Source organism: Sphaerisporangium rubeum (genome assembly GCF_014207705.1).
GTDB classification, from domain to species: Bacteria; Actinomycetota; Actinomycetes; order Streptosporangiales; family Streptosporangiaceae; genus Sphaerisporangium; species Sphaerisporangium rubeum.
Genome location: NZ_JACHIU010000001.1, coordinates 6,413,679 through 6,434,913 on the forward strand (window position 1 = coordinate 6,413,679; position 21,235 = coordinate 6,434,913).

Here is a 21,235-nt window from a genome sequence, read left to right on the forward strand (position 1 = left end):
CTCCTGTTTGCCAGGCGCCGCCGCATTGGCGCCGCTTCGGTCGCACGCGCGGGGGGTGCGCGCACTCCCTGTCATATGTTACTCAACAGTAGCTTACGGTTCCGGCAACCCACCGGACCATCGAGGGTCACCCTACCGAACATAGTTCCAGACCGATGTGCCTCACCCCGCGAACGCCACCATGACCAGCACCACCAGCACCGTCGCCAAGGCGAGCACCAGCGTGAACGGGCTGAACAGAGTAGTCAGCAGCGCGTACAGACCGACCGTACCCGCGCCGCTGACCAGGTCGAACACGATCCGGGCCCGCGCGCGGGCCGCCAGGCCGAACGCCGCGTCGGTCAGCACCCCGAGGCCGTACGCCGCCAGCAGCAGCAGCGACAACTCCGGCACGTACGCCTCCGCCGCGGCCGCCGCGAGCCCCGCCACCACGCCGGTCGACACCATCCAGCGCCTGCGGACCTTCTCGCGGTGCCTGGCCCGCGCCTGTTCCAGCGACGTCCGTTCGTCCTGCCGCCGGTCCGGCCGCCATTCCATCGTCTGCGGCTCGTCGCCGCTCACCAGGCGCCGCCGCTCCACCGGAGCCGGCGGCGGCACGGCCGCGCCGAGCCGTTCGCACAGCGCCGGCGCGGTGGGACGGTCGGCGGGGACACGCTGGAGGCAGTCGCGCAGCACCGGCGCCAGCCAGGCAGGCACCTCGTCCAGGTCAGGCGGGTGGTGCACCACGCGGTACGCCACCGCCGACGCCGGCCCGGTGCCGTACGGCTGCCGTCCCGAGGCCGCGTACGCGAGCGTGGCGCCGAACGAGAACACGTCGGCCTCCGGCCCCACCGCGCCGCCTTCCAGCACCTCAGGCGCCAGGTAGCCGGGGGTGCCGAGCACCGCACCCGAAGCGGTCACCGACGCCGAGTCCAGTGCGTAGGCGATGCCGAAGTCGATGACGTACGGCTCGCCGTCGGAGATGATGACGTTCGCCGGCTTGAGGTCGCGGTGCACCACCCCCGCGCCATGGACGACCGCCAGCGCCTCGGCCAGCCCCCTGGCCAGCCGCGTGAGGCCCTCCCCACGCAGCGGCTCACCACCCGCGAGCAGCGCCGCGAGCGAACGGCCCTGGACGTACCGCGTGACGACGTACGGCTGTTCACCGTCGAGCGAGGCGTCGAGGATCTCGGCGACGTGCGGCCCGCGTACCCGCCGCATCGTCTCGACCTCGCGGGCCAGCCGCGCCAGCGCCGTCTGGTCCGCCGCGACATGTGGATGCAGCACTTTCACCGCGACGGTGCGGCCCTCGGGGTCGAGCGCGAGATGGACCTCGCCGAAACCACCCGCCCCGAGCCGGGAAAGCAGGCGGTAGGGCCCGAGGCGGTCCGCCGTTGGCACACCCATGCCTCTCCTTCCGTCCCCTCACCTTTCCACGGTCACGTGCGGGGAAACCGGAGGCCACGCGCGACGTCACCTGGTGAAGGGGAAGAACCCGAATCCGTTACGGCCGAGCAGATCCTGCAGCAGGCCTCCGATCACCCCCATGGCGCTGTCGCGGGCCGACTGGCCGAGCGCCGTGATGGCGTCCGACGGCGGACGCCACGGCACCCACGACGGCACGGTGTTGAGCGCGGTCGCCGCCGCGAGGAACGCCACCGTGCCGACGATGATCGTCACGACCATGCCGGCTCCGGGGCTGCGGATCGCCGCGGTGAGGGTGCGGGCCACCGCCTTGCGCGGCTTGCCGCCGCCTGGCAGCAGGAACAGGCCCGCGACGAACGCCGCGGCACCCCACGCGGCGGCCGAGTCCCCGCCGGACGACGTGTCGTTGAAGCCCGCCAGGTAGTACAGCGCTCCCCAGACGAGCACCCCGAACATCAAGGCGACCGTGCTCGCGAACAACGTGGCGAACGCCGCCTTGACCAGGGCCCACGGCGTGCCGAGCACCGCGAGCAGCGGGTCGCTCGGGCTGCTGCCCCTGATCGAGCGCCGCTGCGCGAGGTCGGCCCACAGGTACTCGCCGACCCGCAGGCACATCACCACGACGACCATCAGGGTGCTGACCAGCACGGGGAGCATGCGGGCCCCCGCGACCACGGTCACGAGCAGCAACGCGGCGAGCAGCGGGTGCCCCGTGCGGTACGGCGGACGCTGCTCGCGCGGCTCAGGCGGCTGCGGACGCGGCTGGTGCGGCGGCGCGAGCGGCGCCGGCGGGCCGGACGGCGGAGGCGGCGGGTATCCGGCCACCCGCTGGTCGGGGTAGGGGGCCGGTGCGCCGTACCCCGGCGGCGGACCGTAGGGGGCCGGGGGGTAGGCGGGGGCCGGCGGCGGCGCGGTGGGGACACGGCCCGCCGGTCCCCGCTCGGGACGGGGACGGCGTGGCCGCTGCTCCGGCTCGGCGTACTGCACCGGAGGCAGCACGTCGGAGTAGCTGTCCTCGCTCACGGGCCTGGTGCGCCTGGTCGGCGCCGGCTCGTCCCCCGGGGACGCCGCGCCGTCCAGCACGCGGGTGCCGTCGGGAACGGAGCCGAGCCTGCGGGTGCCGTCGGGGACGGGGTCGCGGGTGTCGAGCCTGCGGGTGTGGCCCGGCTGGTCGGTGCGCGGCGGGGACTCCTGGAAGGCGGTGACGCTCGGGTCGAGCGCGCGTGACCGCCGTAGCAGGCCGTGCGCGTCGGGCCGTGAGGAGGCGTCCACCGCGAGCGCGGCGCGCAGCCACTGGCGCAGCCACACCGGGGCCCGCTCGATGTCGGCGCGGCCCTCCATGATGTTGTAGCAGACCGACTCGAACGACCCGGTGCCGAACGGCGGCCGGCCGGTCGCGCCGAAGAACACCGTGGCGGCCAAGGCGTGCACGTCCGCCGCCTGCGTGATCTCCTCGTCCCTGATGATCTCGGGGGCGAGGTAGCCGGGGGTGCCGACGAACATGCCGGTCTGGGTGAGCCTGGTCGCGTTGACCAGGTGCGCGATGCCGAAGTCGATGACCAGCGGGTCGCCGTCGACCACCATGACGTTGGCCGGCTTGAGGTCGCGGTGGATCACGTCGGCGTTGTGGATGGCGATCAGCGCCTCCGACAGGCCGCGGGCCAGCCGGATGACCTGCTGCGGCGCCAGCGGGCCGTCCGTGAGGACGATCTCCTCCAGGGTGCGGCCCGGCGCGAAGCGCGTGACGATGTACGGCTGACCGCCGGTGAGGCGCGCGTCGAGCACCTCGGCGACGCGGGGGCTGCGGACCCTGCGCATGGTCTCGACCTCGCGGGTCAGCCGGTCACGCGCCTTGAGGTCGGCGGCCACGTGCGGGTGGAGCACCTTGACGGCGACCTGCCGGCCTTCCTCGTCGAGCGCGAGGTGCACGACCCCCATGCCTCCCTCGCCGAGGCGGCGCAACAGGCGATAGGGGCCGAGTCGTTCCATGGTGTCCGGCACGCGTTCCCCCGTCATCCGGCCTTCTTCCGAAGGTTGTTCAGTTGCTGCAGCCAGTGGTCGATGTCCACCGGTGTCCAGATCGCGTCCCCCGTAGGCGTGATCAGGGTCATCACCGCGTACGCGGTGGCCGCCGCGGCGATCAGGCCGGTGATCGCGACGAGCCCGATGGCGGCCCCCTTGTCGGGGAACACCGCGGCGAGGCTCCTGCGCATCTGGCGGCCGGGCCCCTCGACACCGGGCCCCGCGCAGACGATCCACAACGCGACCGCGACACCCCAGCTCAGACAGGTGCCGACCGGCACGTGACGCACCAGGAAGGCGAGCACCAGCGTGACCGGCACGGCGAGGATGAGAGCGTACGGCACCAGCGCGATCGTGACGCCGATCGACTTGACCAGCGGACCCGGCGACAGGCCGCGCAGCAAGCCGGGACGGCCGTCGGAGGCGTACGCGATGTCCGCGCCGCGCAGCAGCACGGCGACCGGCAGGATCACCAGCGCGGCCACCACCGGCGCCACGACCGCCGCGCCGACCACGATGAGCAGCGCGAGCAGTGCCGCCGCGGCGTACAGGGCCGAGGTCTCCGGCAGGCCGGCGCGGGCCGGTTCGCGGCCGGTGAGCGCGGCGGCCTGGTCGGGAGGCAGGTGCACGGTCGGCGAGTGGCCCTGGCTCCGCGGGATGCCGGGGTGGCGGATGTGGGGGGTGCGCTCGAACACCTCCGACGGCTGCTCGAACAGCGCCTGGTGGTAGGCGCCGGGAGGCTGGCCGCCTTGTCCGTACGGCGAGGCCTGCCGGCCGTGCGGGACGTGCTGCGCGTTCTGGCCCGGCTGGACGGGGTGGCCGTACTGTCCGGGATGCGCGTTCTGGCCGGGGTGTGCGTTCTGACCCGGGAAGGCGCCGGGGTGTGCGTTCTGGCCGGGCTGGCCGGAGCGGTGCGCGTCGCGATCGAGGGTGCCGAGTTCCTCGGGCCGGACGCGGCGGGTCGGCACCTCACCCTGGTCGGGAGCGGGCTTGGGGGCTCCCTGCCAGGAGGAGCCGGTGGCGGGTGGCGCGAACCGTGTCGGCACCTCGCCTTCCGGCGTGCGGGCCTGCTCACGGGGGTTCGCGCCGGTTCCCGGCAGACCGGCCTGGCGCAGTTCCTCGCCGGTCACCCGCACGGTCGGCCAGGGGTCACCGGGGCCGGGACCCTGCGGCGCCTCGCTGAGCAGCGACACGTACTCGTCGGCCCCGGCGGCGGGCCCCGCGACCGGGACGCCGGCGCCGGGGGTGCCGGCGGGCTGACCGGTACGGCCGGGGGCCGTCGGGCCCTGCTGCGGGCTGGAGGACGGGCCGGTGGCGGGGGCCTTGCGTGCCGGGTTGGTGGCCTCAGGCGCCTTACCCGAAAGGCCCGACATGTCTGGCATGGTGCGTATGTCGTCAGGGATGCGCGCGCGGCCCGGCCCCGTCGGAGGCATGAGCTGGGTCAGCCGCGCGGCCAGCTCGGCGGCGCTCGGCCGCTTGGCCGGATCGCGCTGGAAGGCGCCACGCAGCAGCGGCCGCAGGATCTCCGGAGCCGCGTCGATGTTCGCACGGCCCGCGGTGATGTTGTAGAACACCATCTCCAGCGTGCCCTTGCCGAACGGCGGCTGGCCGGTCGCGGCGTACAGCAGAGTGCCGGCCCACGCGTGCACGTCGACCTCGGGCCCCGCCTCGTGGCCCTCGATGATCTCAGGCGCGAGGTAGCCGGGGGTGCCGATGAACATGCCGGTCTGCGTGAGCCGCGTGGCGTCCACCGCCTGCGCGATGCCGAAGTCGATCAGCACGGGCTCGCCGTCCAGCAGCAGGACGTTACCCGGCTTGAGGTCGCGGTGGATCACCCCGGCGGCGTGCACCGCGGCGAGCGCGTCCGCGACGCCGTGCGCGAGCCGCAGCAACGCGTCGACCGGGAGCGGGCCGTCCTGTTTGACCGCCTCGTCGAGCGGCTTGCCGGGGACGTAACGGGTGACGATGTAGGGGCGGCTGCCGGTGACGTCGGCGTCCAGCACCTCGGCGATGTACTTGTTGCGTACCCGCCGCATCGTCTCGACCTCACGGGACAGCCGTCTGCGCGCGACGTCGTCCCCCGCGACCTCCGCGCGCAGCACCTTGACGGCGACCTGCCTGCCGTGAGAGTCCAGGGCGAGGTGCACCACGCCCATGCCACCAGCACCGAGCCGCCGGAGCAGCCGGTAGGGGCCCAAACGGTCGTCCTGATTCATCTGATCTCCGGCGGTGCCCCGGAACCGGTATCCGGAAGGAAGCGCCTTGCTCCAATTGTGACATTCGGCTTACTGTGCGCAACGGCTGTCCGGGAAAACCCGTCCCGCCGGGTGACGAGAACCGTCACCAACTTCACCTTGTTCACCTTGTGCCGCCGGATCGGACGCCCCCCGTCGCCTCTCACCCCGCGGCCGGTCGGCCATCGGCCACCGGTCACATCCGCCGGCTCACGCCTGCGATCCTTAACGGCACGTAGCACCATACCGGCTTAAACCCCGCCCATGAGATGAACCAAGAGGTCACATTCCCGGTTGTACAACGGGCGAACCGGCCCCTGTGGTTTCCCAAATGGCTCAAGATTTTCTCCGGCCCCGCGGGTCACCGGGACCGGTCACCGGCATTCCTGAGCCTTTCTCGCAGGTCGAAGCCGCATTCGTGTGATCACTGGGCCAGGGAGAGCACTTCCGCCGATTTCAGCCGCGCCAGGGCCTCTCCCGCGAGAGCCAGCTTGGAACCCCTGATGCCGCTGCCGATCACCACCTCGGGACGCTCGGCGACCCGCGTGTCCACCAGCACCGGCCAGTCGTCCGGCAGGCCGATCGGGGTGATGCCGCCGTACTCCATGCCGGACCGCGTCACCGCGTCGTCCTGCGCGGCGAAGGACGTCTTGCGCGCGTCCAGGTGGCGGCGGATCACGCCGTTGACGTCGGCCCGCGTCGTGGCGAGCACCATCACGGCGGCGTACCGCGTCTCGCCTCCCCGCCTGGCGGTGACGATCACGCAGTTGGCGGAGTCCGCCGGCGCCACGCCGTACCGCTCGCAGAACACCGCCGTGTCGGCCAGGCCGGCGTCGATCGGCGCGACCCGAACGGCGTCGGTCATGCAGGCGAGCGCCTGCGCCACCGGGTCGGCCAGCAGGTCGCGGCGGTCCAGCGCGGGTACCCAGTCGAGCGTGCCGAGGCCCACGGGTCATCCCTCCTTCAGAACACGGTGGTGCAGATCGGTGACCACCTTACGTGCCGACTCCAGCGCACCGGCCTGCCAGGCGATGAGGTGCGTCAGCCAGTCCCCCGCGAAGTACACCCGGCCGGCCGGCCGCTGGAGCAGGGACAGGCCGCTCGTGGACGGCCAGCGCACCCATGCGCCTTCGATGTGCGGCTGCCTGCGCCACGAGATCGTCACCGCGTCCAGCACGTCCTTGCGGTACTTGGCGCCGTGCACGCGCGCACCGTGGCCGAGCGCACGGCGCACCCGGTCGCGGTGCGGCATCGCGTCGTAGGCCTCGGCGTGCGGCCCGGTGTTGTAGTAGCCGACGACCAGGCCGCGCTCGGTGTGGTAGTCGTGCGAGGGGTACCAGATGTGGCCGATCTCCAGGTCGGTCTCGGTGGCGCCGCCGTACACGCGGTCCTCCAGCTCCCACCAGCGGCGGCCGTACTCCAGGCCGAGCTTGCCGGCCGCCATGGGGATCGGGGTCGCCAGCGCGGAATGGACGTCGGCGCCGAGGTTGGTGCGCACACGGGTCAGGACGTGCGGAGGCAGCGCGGCCACGCAGTAGTCGGCGGTCAGGACGGCGCCGCCGTCGAGCTCGACCTCCACCCCGCTCGGACGGTTGGTGATCCTGGTGACGCGTGTGCCGGTCCTGATGCGCTCCGCGCCGACCCGGCCGGCCAGCGCGCGCACGATGGCGTCCATGCCGCCGATCGGCTGGAACATCGGCATGGCCTGCTCGTAGCCGGCGTCCATGGTCAGCATGCGGCCGAGGCCCTGGCTGAGGACCTCGGCCAGCTCAGGCGGACGGCCGAGCGCCGACCCCGCCGTGACGCCGGGGTCCACGCGGTAGCCGCGGCGCTCCCCGCCGGTGTAGGTGTGCGCCGGGCCGATCTCCCCGAAGTGGGACAGGAAGTCGAGCAGCAGCTCCTGGTCGGCCTTGGTCAGCCTGGCGTCGAGAGCCCCGGCGTCGGTGGCCTTGGCGAGTAACTCGGAGATGTAGCCGTAGGCGTCGGCGCGCGCGGTGCGCATGCGGACCGGGGCCCGCATGCCGGAGGTGAGGACGTACGCGCTGGAGTTGCTGTTGACGAACACCTCAAGGGGGACGCCGAGCTCGCGGCAGTAGTCGAGGGTGACCATCCACTGAGCGATGCGAGCGGGACCGGCGTTGAAGTAGGTGCCGGGGCCGAAGCGGACCTGCCGCCGTTCCGGGGAGTCCGCGGTGCCGGGGCTCGCGGAACCGTTCCACGAGACCGGAAGCTCGGTGACTGTGTCGCCACCGCGCAGTGTAAGGCTGCGGCCCCCTATGCGATCACGTGCCTCAAGCACCGTGCAGTCGTACCCGGCCTTGCCGAGTTCGTACGCGCACGCCAGCCCCGCCACGCCGGCGCCGAGCACCAGCACCTTGGCGGGACGGCCACCGCGCAGCGTGAAGTCCGACCGGCCAGGCGGGACGTACGGCGCGGGACCCGCCGCGCCGCCGGTGCGCGGCAGCGGGTCGGCGGCAGGGGACGGGGCCAGTCCGAGCACACCCATGGCGGCGTACATGGCACCCGCGCCGCCGGCCGCGCCGATGCCGACGAGCAGTGAGCGACGGGTGAGCTTGGCGGGGTCAGGCACGGGGGTCAGCCGTAGATGCCGCTGTCGCAGGCCACCCGGCCGGCGATCATCGCGTAGACACCGAGCAGCGCCATGATGTCCCTGAAGTCCTCCGAGGTGAACTCGATGTGCCGGGGACCGGCCGGGCGCGTGCCGGGGATCAGCGAGCAGCCCGCCGCGATGGCCGTCGAGTTCCACTCCACCCCGAGCGTGAACGGCGGCGGCACGACGTACGGCCGGAAGTCGCTCAGCCGGTTCAGCGCACGCGCCGCGGCCTCCCTGATGAGCGCGTGCGCGACGGCCGGCGGCAGCAACTGCGCCGCGAACCGGTCGATGCCCTTCTTCACCGGCACCGTCTCGACCTCGCCGAGCACCTCGCGGGCCTCCGCGCACGCCGCCTCGTCCCCGGTGACCAGCGCCACCGGTACGCCGAGGAACCCGGCGAACCCGGCGACCAGCCGGATCTCACCGCAGATCTCACCGTTGAGGTACACGTTCTGGATCTCGTGACCCATCCACGTGTGGTTGAGCACGCCGTGCCGGGTGCCGGCGCGCGCGTGGTAGCCGGCGAAGCAGGCCGCGTCGAAGCCGGCCGTCAGGCCCTCGGCCATGCGCATCGGCTTGCCGGGGCCGCGGATCAGCGACGCGCGGGGGTCGAGCTGGTCGATGCGGAGATTCTTGGTGGAGCCGTGCGCGTCGTTGACGACCACGTCGGTCGCGCCGGCCTCGTACACCCCCGCGACGACGGCGTTGGCGTCGGCGGTCATCAGCTCGCAGCCACGCTCGTAGCCCCGGCCGCCGGCGTGCATCTCCTCAGGGTCGGTGAGGCCGGTCACGCCTTCCATGTCCACCGACACGTACACCTTCATCACAGCCCCCAGCTCTCCACCCGGAGACGGTCGGCCGCGTCCATGAAGCCGAACCGGTCCGCCATGATCGGCTCGATCTCCTTGCGCCACTTCTCGGGGATCTCCTCGACGGCGGGAGGGTAGCACCGCTCCAGCCACCGCGTGGACTCGACGGTGGCCTTCAGATGCCGCGCGGCCGTGGCGAACGGTGTCGTCTCGATGTCCGGCACGTGCGCGCAGCCGTACTCGATCATCTCCTGGCCGCCGTACGGCGGGGGCTGCTGCCACTTGCGCGCCACCGGCCGGTCGGCCGTGATCTCGGTGCGCATCGGCCGCCGCTCGACGGCGGCCTGGATGAGCTCCTTGTACAGGCACTTGCCGCACCGGCCGCACGGCCCGCTGCCGTCGCCGCGCAGGCACCAGCGCACCTGGTCCCTCAGTTCCGACTCCAGCGCGATCCGCATGGTCATCGCCTCGCTGATGCCCCCGACCGGCAGCACCAGCGGCAGCCCCACGGCCGCGAACGCTCTCCCCCACCTGCCGTGCGCCGACCACATGGGGTTGTCCGGCGTGTACCGGTGGACGTACCGGCCCCCGCCGAGCCAGCGCGAGCCGATCTCGTACCCGAGCGCCACCCCGCCGAGGTCCGCCTCGCCGGCCGTCAGCAGCGCACCGGCCAGCACCGCGTGGTGCTCGGGGTAACCGGGCCGGGGCTTGCGGAGCATGAACTCGAGATCGGACCGGACGACCGTGACCTCACGACCGGTCCCACGCGCCAACTTCGCCAGCACGTCGGAGCGGTAGTGCGTCCACCGGTTCGGCACCCGCGGATGCGGCACCCGCTGGAAGTGGACGAGCGGCGCCTCCGGCAGCAGCGCCGCCACCGCCACCGAATCGGCCCCGCCGCTGTAGGAGATCGCCAGCCGCTCCCCGGCCTCCCGCGCCGCACCCCCCACGGGACCCGCGTCGACCCCCCAGCCGTCGTGCAACGCGCCGGCCAGCGCGGCCGAGACGGGCCGGTCGAAGACCACTCTCCCCCGGGCCCACGGCGCCGCCACCGTCCAGGCCGCCAGTGCGAGCAGATCAGGATGCGGCTCGCCGTGCTCCCCCTCCGGAAGCCGCACATGGCAGGTGTCGGTGGCCAGTTCCACCGCCTGCCCGTCCGTCACGACCCCCGCGACCCCTTCACCGGCGTCCAGCCGCAACCGCAGCCGCCACTCGGCCCCGTCCCGCGTCCACGCCAGCCTCATACCCGTCCTCCACCGCGACGCCGCACGGCCCCGCCACCGATCCCTGGCACCGGCCCGGCGCTCGTTCCTCCACCGCGACGTCGCACGGACCCGGCCCTCATGAGGATGCCGCCGGTGAGCTCCGCCCCGCCTCGCCGTCCTCGCGCAGCCCGTCCACGGCCTGCCAGAGCAGGACCTCGGCCTGCAGCAGATGGTCGACGGCCGACGAGGCCTCCGTCGCCAGCCGGTGAGCGTCCTCGACCTTCGCCTTCAGACCGCCGTCACCAGAAGGAGCCCTCCCCTGCTTGCGCAGCAGCTCCACCTCGCGCCGCAGCTCGGTGACCTCACGCCGGAGCGCCTGCACCTCCCACAACGAGTCCTTGACATCCTGTCGATGCTCGGCTCGCGTGACGTACCGTCCGTCCAGCCGCACCAGCACAGCCCGCAACACCCGCCGAGGCACCAAAGCCCGCCACACAACCCGCGCCATGACCGGCCACCCTAGCGGAACCCGTGAACCTTCCCGGCAAATGCCGCCACACCCTTGGTGATCAGTCGGCGGGCCGCTCCGTCAGCAGGTGGATGCGCCGTCCGTCGTGGTCCAGCACCGCCAGGATCTCCGCGGGCCCGTCCTTGGCGCCGAACGCGTGCGGGATCATGGTCGAGAAGGCCGCCGCCTGCCCCGTCTCGACGGTGATGGTCCGCTCCCCCAGCAGCAACAGGACCGTCCCGGACAACACGGTGAACCAGTCGTGTCCCGGATGGACCTTCAGCGCGTCCCGCCGCGGCGGCGGCTTGACGATCCGCATCCTCGCCACCGTGACACCGTGCGGCCCGTCCTCCCTGCTCAACATCCACGTGGTCACGCCACGCGCCGGATCGTGCACCGGCCTGATCACCACGTCCTCGTCCGCGACCGACTCCACGAGCTGGTCGAGCGTCACCCCGAGGGCCCGCGCGATCGCGGTGAGCTGGTCGAGTCCGATGCGCCGGTGACCGGTCTCGATGCGGCTCAAGGTGGACGGGCTCATGTGACACCGGGCAGCGAAGTCGTCCAACGACCAGCCGAGAGCCGTCCGCAACCCCCGGATCCGGCTACGGACCAACGCGTCGACGTCATCATCTTGCTTCATACGCAAGATGGTATGCTCCTACCGCAAAGCTCGCGTACCGTCGAACCATGACACAACACGACCCCGACCCGCAGCACAGCGGCCACGGTCACGGCCCCCAGCACGACCACGGACGCACGGCGCCACACGAGGCCGGTCACGGACCGCAGCAGGGCCACGGCCACGGTCACGGCCATGGCCACGGTCATCAGCACGGCACGGCCGGCCCCGGCGGCGCCGAACTGGCCGAGGTCCTGGATCTCGACGCCGAGGTCCTGCACTCGCTGTTGTCCGAGGCGGTCGGCCACGTCCACACCCTCACCGCCGACGCGCCGGTCCGCCACATCCTCGACCTGGGCAGCGGAACCGGCACCGGCACACTGGCCCTTCTCGGCCGCTTCCCCGGCGCGGAGGCCACCGCCGTGGACGGCTCCCCCGAAATGCTGAGCCGCCTGGAGTCGAAGGCCCACACCGCCGGCCTGGCCGCCAGGCTCCGCACCATCGAAGCCGACCTCGACACGACGTGGCCCGCCGTGGCCACCCCCGACCTCGTCTGGGCCTCGGCGTCCCTCCACCACATGGCCGACCCCGCGCACACCCTCACCCGGATCCTCACCACCCTGCGTCCCGGCGGCCTCCTCGCGGTCCTCGAACTGGACTCCTTCCCCACCTTCCTCCCTCACGACCTCGGCATCGGCACCCCCGGCCTGGAAGCCCGCTGCCAGGCCCTCGTCACCACCGGCAACGTCGCCACGATGCCGACGTTCGGCGCCGACTGGGCCCCGCTCCTCCGCAAGGCCGGCTTCACCGTGGAACTCACCCGCCACCTCACCACCACGATCCCGGCCCCCATCTCCCCCTCGGCCCGCCGCTACGCCGAACTCACCCTGACCCGCGTCCGCGACCGCCTGGCCGACCAGCTCGACCCCGAGGACCGGAAAACCCTCGACACCCTCCTCGACAACACCTCACCGTCAGGCCTCATCCACCGCGACGACCTCACCGTCCAGGCCTCGAGGTCCCTCTGGGTGGCCCGCCGGCCCTGACCCCGTCAGCCCCCAGGCGACCGCTCCGCGGTCTCCGCGGTGACCCACCCCAGATAGTCCGCGAGCCCACCCTCGATCGGCACCGCCACGACCTCCGGAGTCGTGTAGGAGTGCAGCCCCCGGACCACCGCCACCAGATCGTCCAGCCGTCCGGCACCGGTCTTCATGAGGATGAGGAACTCCTCGTCCTGCTGGACCTCTCCCTCCCACCGGTAGACCGACCTGACCGGCCCGACGACCTGCGCACAGGCCGCCACCCTCCGGCTCACGACCGCCACAGAGATCGCCTCCGCCTCCTCACGCGTCGGAGCGGTCACATGCACCTCGAAATGCCGCGTCATGCGATCAGCGTAGGGCCGGGCTCGCCGTCACACGCGAAGGTCCCCGGCTCATGCCGGGGACCTTCGTCGTTCGTCAGCGGAGGGTGCCGTTGGTCATGCCGACCGGCTCCTCGGGGAGGGCTATCTGGCCGCATTCGGCCGGGTTGGACATCAAGGAGTGGTGGGGGACGGTGCGGACGGTGTAACCGAAGGCGCCGGTGCGGTTCAACGGGACGGTGCCGGTGTAGGAGGCCTTGCCGTCGTCGGTCACCGCGTCGGTGGTGAGAGTGGTGTAGGAGGGGTGGAGGAGTTCGTCGTGGGGGCCGACCTTGCCGTAGGCGGCCTGCACTATCACGTCGTCGGGGGACAGCTCCCCGAGGGCCACGGTGGCGCGGATCTCCATGGCGGCGCCTAGTTCGGGGGTGTCGCCTATGCCGCTGGCCTCGATGTGTTCCACGCGGACGCCGGGCCAGGCCTTGGTCACGCGGAGTTTCCAGGCGGCGAACTCCTTGGCCTTGTTGTGGTCGGCCTTGGAGAGCTCGCGGGCCGAGGCGGCGGCGGGGGTGTACAGGTCGACGACGTAGTCGCGGAGCATGCGGCCGGCCAGGACCTTGGGGCCGAGGGAACTCAGGGTGTGCTTGACCATGTCGAGCCAGCGGCGGGGGTGGGAGCCGCCGGTGCGGTCGTAGAAGCGGTCGGCGACCTCGCGTTCGATGAGGTCGTACAGGGCCGAGGCCTCCAGGTCGTCGCGGCGGTCGGGGTCCTCGACGCCGTCGGCGGTGGGGATGGCCCAGCCGTTGTTGCCGTCGTACCACTCGTCCCACCAGCCGTCGCGGATCGACAGGTTGAGGCCGCCGTTGAGTGCGGCCTTCATGCCTGAGGTGCCGCAGGCCTCCAGGGGACGGAGGGGGTTGTTCATCCAGACGTCGCAGCCCTGGACCATGAGCTGGCCGAGGTTCATGTCGTAGTCGGGGAGGAACACGATGCGGTGGCGGACGTCCTCGCTGTCGGCGAAGCGGACGATCTGCTGGATGAGCTTCTTGCCGCCTTCGTCGGCGGGGTGGGCCTTGCCGGCGATGACGATCTGGACGGGCTTCTCGGGGTCGAGCAGCAGGGCCTTCAGGCGGGCCGGGTCCTTGAGCATCAGGGTGAGACGCTTGTAGGACGGGACGCGGCGCGCGAAGCCGAAGGTCAGGATGTCGGGGTCGAGTGCCTCGTCGATCCAGCCGAGCTCGGCGGTGGAGGCTCCCCTGGCCTTCCAGGAGGCGCGCAGGCGCGATCTGGCGGCCTCCACGAGGTTGCGGCGCAGGCGGCCGCGGATGGACCAGATGTCCTCGTCGGAGAGCTTCTGGACGCCTTCCCAGCCCTGGGCCTTCTCGACGATGGACGGCAGTTCCTTGCCGGCGAGCTCCATGACCTCGCGTGCGACCCACGTGGGTGCGTGGACGCCGTTGGTGATGAAGCCGATGGGGACGTCGTCCACGTCGAAGCCGGGCCACAGGCCCTGGAACATCTCGCGGCTGACGGCGCCGTGCAGCTCGGACACGCCGTTGACGCGCTGCGCCAGGCGCATGCCCATGACGGCCATGTTGAAGATCTCGGGGTCGCCGCCGTTCTCGGGCTCGGCGCCGAGCGCGAGGATGCGCTCCACCGGGACGGTGGGCCAGGCGTTGTCGCCGCCGAACTGGCGGCCGATCATCTCCGACGGGAAGCGGTCGATGCCGGCGGGGACCGGGGTGTGGGTCGTGAAGACCGTGCCGGCGCGCACGGCCTCCAGGGCCTCGTCGAACGACAGGCGGTGCTCGGTGAGCTCGCGGATGCGTTCGAGGCCGAGGAAGCCGGCGTGGCCCTCGTTGGTGTGGAAGACCTCGGGCTCGGGGTGGCCGGTGATCCTGCAGTACGCGCGCAGCGCGCGCACGCCGCCGATGCCGAGCAGGAGCTCCTGCATGAGGCGGTGGTCGGTGCCGCCGCCGTACAGGCGGTCGGTGACGTCGCGCGCGGCCGAGTCGTTCTCGGCGACGTCGGAGTCGAGCAGGAGCAGCGGGACGCGGCCGACCTGCGCGACCCAGATCTGCGAGTGCAGCGTGCGGCCTCCCGGCAGGGGGATGGCCACCCTGGCCGGGGTTCCGTCGTCCTCCTTGAGGAGGCTCAGCGGCAGGCCGCCGGGGTCGAGGCTCGGGTAGTGCTCCTGCTGCCAGCCTTCGGCGGACAGGGACTGGGTGAAGTAACCGTGGCGGTAGAGAAGGCCCACGCCGAGGATGGGGACGCCGAGGTCGCTGGCCGCCTTGAGGTGGTCGCCGGCGAGGATGCCGAGACCGCCGGAGTACTGCGGCAGTGCGGCGGCGATGCCGTACTCGGGGGAGAAGTAACCGATGGCGGCCGGCGCGTCGGGGAGCGTCTGGTACCACCGGGGCGCGGTCATGTACTCGCGCAGGTCGTCGGCGGCGTCGGCCAGCCGGCGGAGGAATCTGCGGTCGCGCGCGAGCTCGGCGAGCCTGCCGGCTTCGACGGCCCCCAGCAGCGCTACGGGATCATGGCCGACCCGCTCCCACGTGCCGGGATCCACCTCCGCGAACAGGTCCATGGTCTCCGGGTGCCATGACCAGCGCAGATTGTGCACGAGCTCGCTCAGCGCGGCCAGCTCGGCGGGAAGGACGGTACGTACGGTGAACCTGCGGATTGCTCTCACGAGGCCAGACCCTAGTTACTCAGCGCCACGACGCGCGACCGAAACACACTTGCCGCCTGGTTAGATCTCATGCGATTCGCCCTCACCACCCGCTAAAACCGGTCAGACAACATCAAAGCCGACAGTCCCTCTTCCATTCAAATTGATCATGTACTGTTCGCGCTCACAGGGCAAATCTCGGCGTTGAGAGCTTCTCGTCTCATGCGCGAACTTCCCTTGAACAGGCTTGAAGCGCGACTATGGGGGCAGACGCATGTAAGAACCTCACGACAATGTACGAGTCCCGTTCGTCTCTCTCACCAGGAGGGACGACGCCGCGTGCCGCCGACCCGGTTCGCGCCGTCACCCCCCGGGTGAGGAATCTCGTCACCGGAGGGCCGGCCTAAACCTGCCCCACGGTGAATGCGATCATGCCCGTCGGTACGGCGGACCTTCGGGCCGGGTCGGCACCACATGATCACCTTTTGCCCTCACAATTCCCGGCGGCGCCTGGTGCGCCGTCACTACCTTGAGACGCGATGATCGGACGAATCCCAATACTGGACATCCACCCTGTCGTCGAGTGCGGTCAGTGGCCGGCGAAGGCCGCGGCGGGGGAGACCTTCGAGATAAGCGCGACCGTGTTCCGTGAGGGACATGACGCGGTCGCGGCGGGGGTGGTGCTGACCGGCCCCCAGGGGGCCAGAGGGCCCCTGCTCCCCATGCGGCAGGTGGCGCCAGGCACCGACCGCTGGGCCGTCGAGGTCACTCTGCCCGACGAGGGCGACTGGAGCTTCCGTGTCGAGGCGTGGAGCGACCCGATCGCCACGTGGCTGCACGACGCGGAGATCAAGATCCCGCGCGGCCTCGACACCGATCTGATGTGCGAAGAGGGTGCGCGCCTGTTCGAGCGCGCCGCGCGCGGGGTGCGCGCGCAGAACTGCGACGGCTGCGCGCACCGTGCCGCGTTGCTGTCGGTGGCCGAGCGGCTGCGTGACGACGGCTACGACCCGCGGGCCCGCCTCGCGGTCGCCGAGCTGCCGGGGACGGCCGCCGCGCTGGCCGCTCACCCGCTGCGCGACCTGGTGACCCGCAGCGGACGCGTGCGGGTGCGGGTGGACCGCCGCCGCGCGCTGTTCGGGTCCTGGTACGAGTTCTTCCCCCGGTCGGAGGGGGCCGTGGTGCCGGAGGAAGGCGAGCCGGTGTCCGGCACCTTCCGCACCGCGGCGGAGCGGTTGCCGGCCGTCGCCGGCATGGGGTTCGACATCGTGTACCTGCCGCCGATCCACCCCATCGGCTCGACGTTCCGCAAGGGCCGCAACAACACGCTGCACCCCGAGCCGTACGACGTGGGCTCCCCCTGGGCCATCGGGTCGGAGGACGGCGGCCACGACGCGGTCCATCCCGATCTCGGCACCCTGGAGGACTTCGACGGCTTCGTGAAGCGGGCCAAGGAGCTCGGGCTGGAGATCGCGCTCGACCTGGCGCTCCAGTGCTCCCCCGACCACCCGTGGGTCAAGGAGCACCCCGAGTGGTTCACGGTCAGGGCGGACGGCACCATCGCGTACGCTGAGAACCCGCCGAAGAAGTATCAGGACATCTACCCCCTGAACTTCGACAAGGATCCCGAGGGCATCTACGCCGAGGTCCTGCGCGTGGTGCGGCACTGGATGGCGCACGGCGTGCGGGTCTTCCGGGTGGACAACCCGCACACCAAGCCGGTGGGCTTCTGGGAGAGGCTGCTCGCCGAGGTCAACACCACCGACCCCGACGTGATCTTCCTCTCCGAGGCGTTCACCCGGCCCGCCATGCTGCGTGGCCTCGGGAAGATCGGGTTCCACCAGTCGTACACCTATTTCACGTGGAAGAACTCCAAAGCCGACCTGGAGCAGTATCTGGGTGAGCTCTCCCACGAGACCGCGCATTACGTCCGTCCAAATTTCTTCGTCAACACACCGGACATCCTCCATGAATACCTACAAAACGGCGGTATTCCGGCATTCAAGGTGCGGGCCGTCATCGCGGCGCTCGGCTCGCCGAGCTGGGGCGTGTACTCGGGCTACGAGCTCGGGGAGAACGTCCCGGTGCGGCCGGGCAGCGAAGAGTACCTGCACAGCGAGAAATTCGAGCTCCGGCCGCGCGACTGGGCCGGCGCCGAACGGGACGGACGGAGCCTGGCGCCGTTCATCACTCGGCTCAATTTGTTCAGAAGAGCACACCCTGCGGTCCAGGAACTGCGTAATCTACGGTTCCACACCATCGACCACCCGGACATGCTGTGCTTCTCCAAGCGGCTGCCCGGCGCCTACGACCCGTCCACACGACGGCACGGCCTAGGCGATGTGGTTCTGGTCGTCGTGAACCTCGATCCACACAACACGCACGAGGCCACGGTCCGGCTCGACATGCCGGCGCTCGGTCTCGACTGGGACGCGGAGTTCGTGGTGGACGACGACCTCACAGGGGAGACGTACCACTGGCGCCAAGCCAACTACGTACGCCTCGACCCCCACATCAATCCAGCACACGTCCTCACACTGCGCGCGCTATCGCAGGGCCGGTCATAGGCACATGGCCGGTCCCTCGGCAGAGCGGGCATAAAGCACAGCGGGGAGCCCACAGGTGAGCTTGACGCCTCAACCCGTCCCGAACACCTTCACACACGAGAAGCCGAACGACCCACGGTGGTACAAACGCGCCGTCTTCTACGAGGTCCTGATCCGGGGGTTCGCGGACTCCAACGGAGACGGGACAGGAGACATCCGCGGCCTCATCAGCAAACTGGACTACCTCCAGTGGCTCGGGGTGGACTGCCTGTGGTTGCTCCCCCTGTACGAAAGCCCGCTGAAAGACGGTGGGTACGATATTTCGGACTTTATGAAGATCCTCCCGGATTTCGGGGACCTGGGGGACTTCATCAAGCTCGTCGACGAAGCCCACAAACGCGGCATGCGGGTCGTCGCCGACCTGGTCATGAACCACACCAGCGACCAGCACCCGTGGTTCCAGGCCTCGCGGCACGACCCCACCGGCCCGTTCGGCGACTTCTACGTCTGGAACGACGACGCCGACAAGTACAGCGACGCGCGCATCATCTTCATCGACACCGAGACGTCCAACTGGACGTACGACCCGGTGCGCGGCCAGTACTACTGGCACCGGTTCTTCCACCACCAGCCTGACCTCAACTACGAGAACCCCGACGTCCAGGACGCCATGCTGGAGGTCCTGCGCTTCTGGCTGGACCTCGGCATCGACGGCTTCCGGCTGGACGCGGTCCCCTACCTGTTCGAGCAGGAAGGCACCAACTGCGAGAACCTGCCGCAGACCCACGCCTACCTCAAGCGGGTCCGCGGCGAGATCGACCGCCTCTACCCCGACCGGGTGCTGCTGGCCGAGGCCAACCAGTGGCCGGCGGACGTCGTGGAGTACTTCGGCGACCCGGTGACCGGCGGCGACGAGTGCCACATGGCGTTCCACTTCCCGCTGATGCCGCGCATCTTCATGGCGGTGCGCAGGGAGACCCGCTACCCGATCTCGGAGATCATGGCCCAGACGCCGAAGATCCCCGAGAACTGCCAGTGGGGCATCTTCCTGCGCAACCACGACGAGCTGACCCTCGAAATGGTCACCGACGAAGAGCGCGACTACATGTACGCCGAGTACGCCAAGGACCCGCGCATGCGGGCCAACGTCGGCATCAGGCGCCGCCTCGCGCCGCTGCTGGAGAACGACCGCAACCAGATCGAGCTGTTCACCGCTCTGCTGATGAGCCTGCCGGGCAGCCCCGTGCTGTACTACGGCGACGAGATCGGCATGGGGGACAACATCTGGCTCGGTGACCGGGACGGCGTCCGCACCCCCATGCAGTGGACCCCGGACCGCAACGCCGGGTTCTCCGACTGCGACCCCGGCCGGCTGTACCTGCCGACGATCATGGACCCGATCTACGGCTACCAGGCGCTCAACGTCGAGGCCCAGCAGCGCAACCAGGGTTCCATCCTGCACTTCACCCGCAAGATGATCGAGATCCGCAAGCGGCACCCGGTGTTCGGCCTCGGTGAGTTCACCGAGCTGAACTCCTCCAACCCCAGCGTCCTCGCGTTCGTCCGCGAACTCGGCGACGACAGGGTGCTGTGCGTCAACAACCTGTCGCGGTTCCCCCAGCCGGTGGAACTGGACCTGCGGCGGTTCGAGGGGGTCACCCCCGTGGAGTGCACGGGTGGCGTGCCATTCCCCCCAATTGGGGAACTTCCGTATCTTTTGACGCTTCCTGGGCATGGGTTCTACTGGTTCACCCTTCCACCCACGAGCTCAGCGACAGAGGAGACGTGAGACCTACTTTCGAGGAGCTGCTTGCCGGCTGGATCACCCGTCAGCGGTGGTTCGCCGGCAAGGGCCGCGCGATCACCGAACTGGCCGTAGAGACCGCCACCCCCCTGCCCCTTCGTGGTCCTGCAGAATCCCGCCACAGCGATGTGGCGGGGTCCTCCAGGACCACGGACGACGAAAGCACACTCCCCGTCACCGTGCGCCACCTGATCATCACGGTACGCCAGGAGTCCCGCACCGACCGCTACCAGCTCTTCCTCGGGTTCCGGCCCGAGCTGCCGCAGCGGCTGAACCATGTGGCGATCGGCCCCACCGACGACGGCGTGGCCTACGACGCCGTCCACGACGCCGAGGTCACCGGCCTGCTGCTCGGCGGCATCGCCGGCGAGGACGAGATCGGGCCGCTGCGGTTCCACCGCATGCCAGGCGTCGAGATCGACACCTCGCCGCGCAGCCTGGTGCTCGGCGCCGAGCAGTCCAACACCTCGCTGGTGTACGGCGACCGCTACATCTGCAAGCTTTTCCGCAAGATCGTGCCAGGCGTGAACCCCGAGCTGGAGATCGTCTCGGCGCTGGCCGAGCGCGGCTCGCCGCACATCGCCAAGCCGTACGGCTGGATCGAGACCGACGTGGCCGGCGAGAACACCACGCTGGCGTTCACCCAGGAGTTCCTGCCGACCGCCTGCGACGGCTGGGCTCTCGCGCTCACCAGCGTGCGCGACCTGTACGGCTCGCTGGCCGGCACCGACGCCGGCGACGCGGGAGGCGACTTCGCCGCCGAGTCGCACCGGCTCGGCGTGGCCACGGCCCACCTGCACAAGGAGATGGCGGCGGCGTTCCCCACCGGCGCCATCGAGGCCCCCGAGGTCAAACGCATGGTCGAGGGGTTCAGGCGGCGCCTGGAGTCCGCCATCGCCGAGGTGCCGGAGCTCGCGGCCCACGCCGGCGAGGCCCATGAGGCGTTCGACCGGCTGGCCGACGTCGAGCATCCCATCCCGGTGCAGCGGGTCCACGGCGACTACCACCTCGGTCAGGTGATGCGCACCCCGAGCGAATGGGTGGTGCTCGACTTCGAGGGAGAGCCGGGCCAGCCGCTCGGCGAACGCCGCGCGCTGGACTCACCGCTGCGGGACGTCGCCGGCATGCTGCGTTCCTTCGAGTACGCGGCGCGTCACCTGCTCTTCGACCATCCGGACCCGCGGCGGCTCGCGCCAAGGGCCGCCGAGTGGGCCGCGCGCAACCGCGCGGCGTTCCTCGCGGGCTACTCGGCCGGCGGTGGCGGCATCCGCGGCGACGACGCGGTGCTGCTGCGCGCGCTGGAGCTCAGCAAGGCGGCGTACGAGGTGGTGTACGAGGCGCGCAACCGGCCGGCGTGGCTGCCGATCCCGCTCGCCGCGTTCACCGGCCCCGGTGCCTGACCGCACGCCGTCCACCGTGCGCACCTCTCGGTC

15 protein-coding genes are annotated in these 21,235 nt (G+C 71.0%); 4 read left to right on the top strand and 11 right to left on the bottom strand.

The features are described 5' to 3' along the window. Positions 1 to 162: 162 nt before the first annotated feature. From BJ992_RS27015 to BJ992_RS27055, 9 genes are all read right to left on the bottom strand, one after another. Entirely contained in the window at positions 163 to 1,386 is a 1,224-nt protein-coding gene (locus tag BJ992_RS27015) for a serine/threonine-protein kinase (RefSeq protein WP_184985716.1), read from the bottom strand. A gap of 66 nt (positions 1,387 to 1,452) precedes the next feature. After that, a complete protein-coding gene (locus BJ992_RS27020; protein WP_246496784.1) occupies positions 1,453 to 3,420 on the bottom strand; it encodes a serine/threonine-protein kinase in 1,968 nt (655 codons plus the stop codon). After that, entirely contained in the window at positions 3,417 to 5,642 is a 2,226-nt protein-coding gene (locus tag BJ992_RS27025; RefSeq protein WP_184985718.1) for a serine/threonine-protein kinase, read from the bottom strand. Before BJ992_RS27025 ends, BJ992_RS27020 begins: the two co-directional genes overlap by 4 nt. Positions 5,643 to 6,084: 442 nt before the next feature. Then, complete coding sequence (locus BJ992_RS27030; RefSeq protein ID WP_343072866.1) at positions 6,085 to 6,609, bottom strand: YbaK/EbsC family protein; 525 nt, start codon at positions 6,607 to 6,609, stop codon at positions 6,085 to 6,087. Between the two features lie 3 nt (positions 6,610 to 6,612). Beyond that, positions 6,613 to 8,250, bottom strand: a complete 1,638-nt coding sequence (locus tag BJ992_RS27035; RefSeq protein WP_343072867.1) for a flavin monoamine oxidase family protein — start codon at positions 8,248 to 8,250, stop codon at positions 6,613 to 6,615. 5 nt (positions 8,251 to 8,255) lie between these two features. Next, positions 8,256 to 9,098, bottom strand: a complete 843-nt coding sequence (locus tag BJ992_RS27040) for a M55 family metallopeptidase (protein WP_184985720.1) — start codon at positions 9,096 to 9,098, stop codon at positions 8,256 to 8,258. Then, positions 9,098 to 10,327, bottom strand: coding sequence for a DUF6395 domain-containing protein (locus BJ992_RS27045; protein WP_184985722.1), 1,230 nt, complete (start codon positions 10,325 to 10,327; stop codon positions 9,098 to 9,100). The genes BJ992_RS27040 and BJ992_RS27045 overlap by 1 nt, the downstream gene beginning before the upstream one ends. A gap of 97 nt (positions 10,328 to 10,424) precedes the next feature. After that, positions 10,425 to 10,796 carry a hypothetical protein gene (locus BJ992_RS27050; protein WP_184985724.1) on the bottom strand — a complete coding sequence of 124 codons (372 nt, stop codon included), beginning with the start codon at positions 10,794 to 10,796 and terminating at the stop codon, positions 10,425 to 10,427. Between the two features lie 61 nt (positions 10,797 to 10,857). Continuing rightward, positions 10,858 to 11,439 (bottom strand): helix-turn-helix domain-containing protein, encoded by a 582-nt coding sequence (locus BJ992_RS27055; protein ID WP_184985726.1) that lies wholly within the window; start codon positions 11,437 to 11,439, stop codon positions 10,858 to 10,860. Between the two features lie 47 nt (positions 11,440 to 11,486). Here BJ992_RS27055 and BJ992_RS27060 point away from each other — a divergent pair, with 47 nt between their 5' ends. Continuing rightward, complete coding sequence (locus tag BJ992_RS27060) at positions 11,487 to 12,464, top strand: class I SAM-dependent methyltransferase (RefSeq protein ID WP_184985728.1); 978 nt, start codon at positions 11,487 to 11,489, stop codon at positions 12,462 to 12,464. Between the two features lie 5 nt (positions 12,465 to 12,469). Here the strand turns inward: BJ992_RS27060 and cutA are convergent, their stop codons facing one another. Next, a complete protein-coding gene (gene cutA, locus BJ992_RS27065) occupies positions 12,470 to 12,805 on the bottom strand; it encodes a divalent-cation tolerance protein CutA (protein ID WP_184985730.1) in 336 nt (111 codons plus the stop codon). A gap of 73 nt (positions 12,806 to 12,878) precedes the next feature. Continuing rightward, entirely contained in the window at positions 12,879 to 15,473 is a 2,595-nt protein-coding gene (glgP, locus tag BJ992_RS27070; RefSeq protein WP_184985732.1) for an alpha-glucan family phosphorylase, read from the bottom strand. Between the two features lie 518 nt (positions 15,474 to 15,991). Between glgP and BJ992_RS27075 the strand changes: the two genes are divergently transcribed. Genes BJ992_RS27075 through BJ992_RS27085 form a run of 3 tightly spaced genes read left to right on the top strand, consistent with a single transcriptional unit; the run spans position 15,992 to position 21,202 of the window. Beyond that, positions 15,992 to 18,019: an alpha-1,4-glucan--maltose-1-phosphate maltosyltransferase gene (locus tag BJ992_RS27075; RefSeq protein ID WP_184985734.1), complete on the top strand. Its 2,028-nt coding sequence runs from the start codon at positions 15,992 to 15,994 to the stop codon at positions 18,017 to 18,019. Between the two features lie 55 nt (positions 18,020 to 18,074). After that, a complete protein-coding gene (gene treS / locus BJ992_RS27080; protein ID WP_184985736.1) occupies positions 18,075 to 19,787 on the top strand; it encodes a maltose alpha-D-glucosyltransferase in 1,713 nt (570 codons plus the stop codon). Next, positions 19,784 to 21,202 (top strand): maltokinase N-terminal cap-like domain-containing protein, encoded by a 1,419-nt coding sequence (locus BJ992_RS27085; protein WP_184985738.1) that lies wholly within the window; start codon positions 19,784 to 19,786, stop codon positions 21,200 to 21,202. Before treS ends, BJ992_RS27085 begins: the two co-directional genes overlap by 4 nt. The last annotated feature ends 33 nt before the right edge of the window (positions 21,203 to 21,235 follow it).

Excerpts from the sequence above, each read along its gene's own strand:
- BJ992_RS27045 (WP_184985722.1), bottom strand. The coding sequence starts at position 10,327 with ATGAGGCTGGCGTGGACGCGGGACGGGGCCGAGTGGCGGCTGCGGTTG.
- BJ992_RS27075 (WP_184985734.1), top strand. The coding sequence starts at position 15,992 with ATGATCGGACGAATCCCAATACTGGACATCCACCCTGTCGTCGAGTGC.
- BJ992_RS27060 (WP_184985728.1), top strand. The coding sequence starts at position 11,487 with ATGACACAACACGACCCCGACCCGCAGCACAGCGGCCACGGTCACGGC.
- BJ992_RS27015 (WP_184985716.1), bottom strand. The coding sequence starts at position 1,386 with ATGGGTGTGCCAACGGCGGACCGCCTCGGGCCCTACCGCCTGCTTTCC.
- BJ992_RS27025 (WP_184985718.1), bottom strand. The coding sequence starts at position 5,642 with ATGAATCAGGACGACCGTTTGGGCCCCTACCGGCTGCTCCGGCGGCTC.
- BJ992_RS27020 (WP_246496784.1), bottom strand. The coding sequence starts at position 3,420 with ATGACGGGGGAACGCGTGCCGGACACCATGGAACGACTCGGCCCCTAT.
- BJ992_RS27050 (WP_184985724.1), bottom strand. The coding sequence starts at position 10,796 with ATGGCGCGGGTTGTGTGGCGGGCTTTGGTGCCTCGGCGGGTGTTGCGG.
- cutA (WP_184985730.1), bottom strand. The coding sequence starts at position 12,805 with ATGACGCGGCATTTCGAGGTGCATGTGACCGCTCCGACGCGTGAGGAG.
- BJ992_RS27055 (WP_184985726.1), bottom strand. The coding sequence starts at position 11,439 with ATGAAGCAAGATGATGACGTCGACGCGTTGGTCCGTAGCCGGATCCGG.
- BJ992_RS27040 (WP_184985720.1), bottom strand. The coding sequence starts at position 9,098 with ATGAAGGTGTACGTGTCGGTGGACATGGAAGGCGTGACCGGCCTCACC.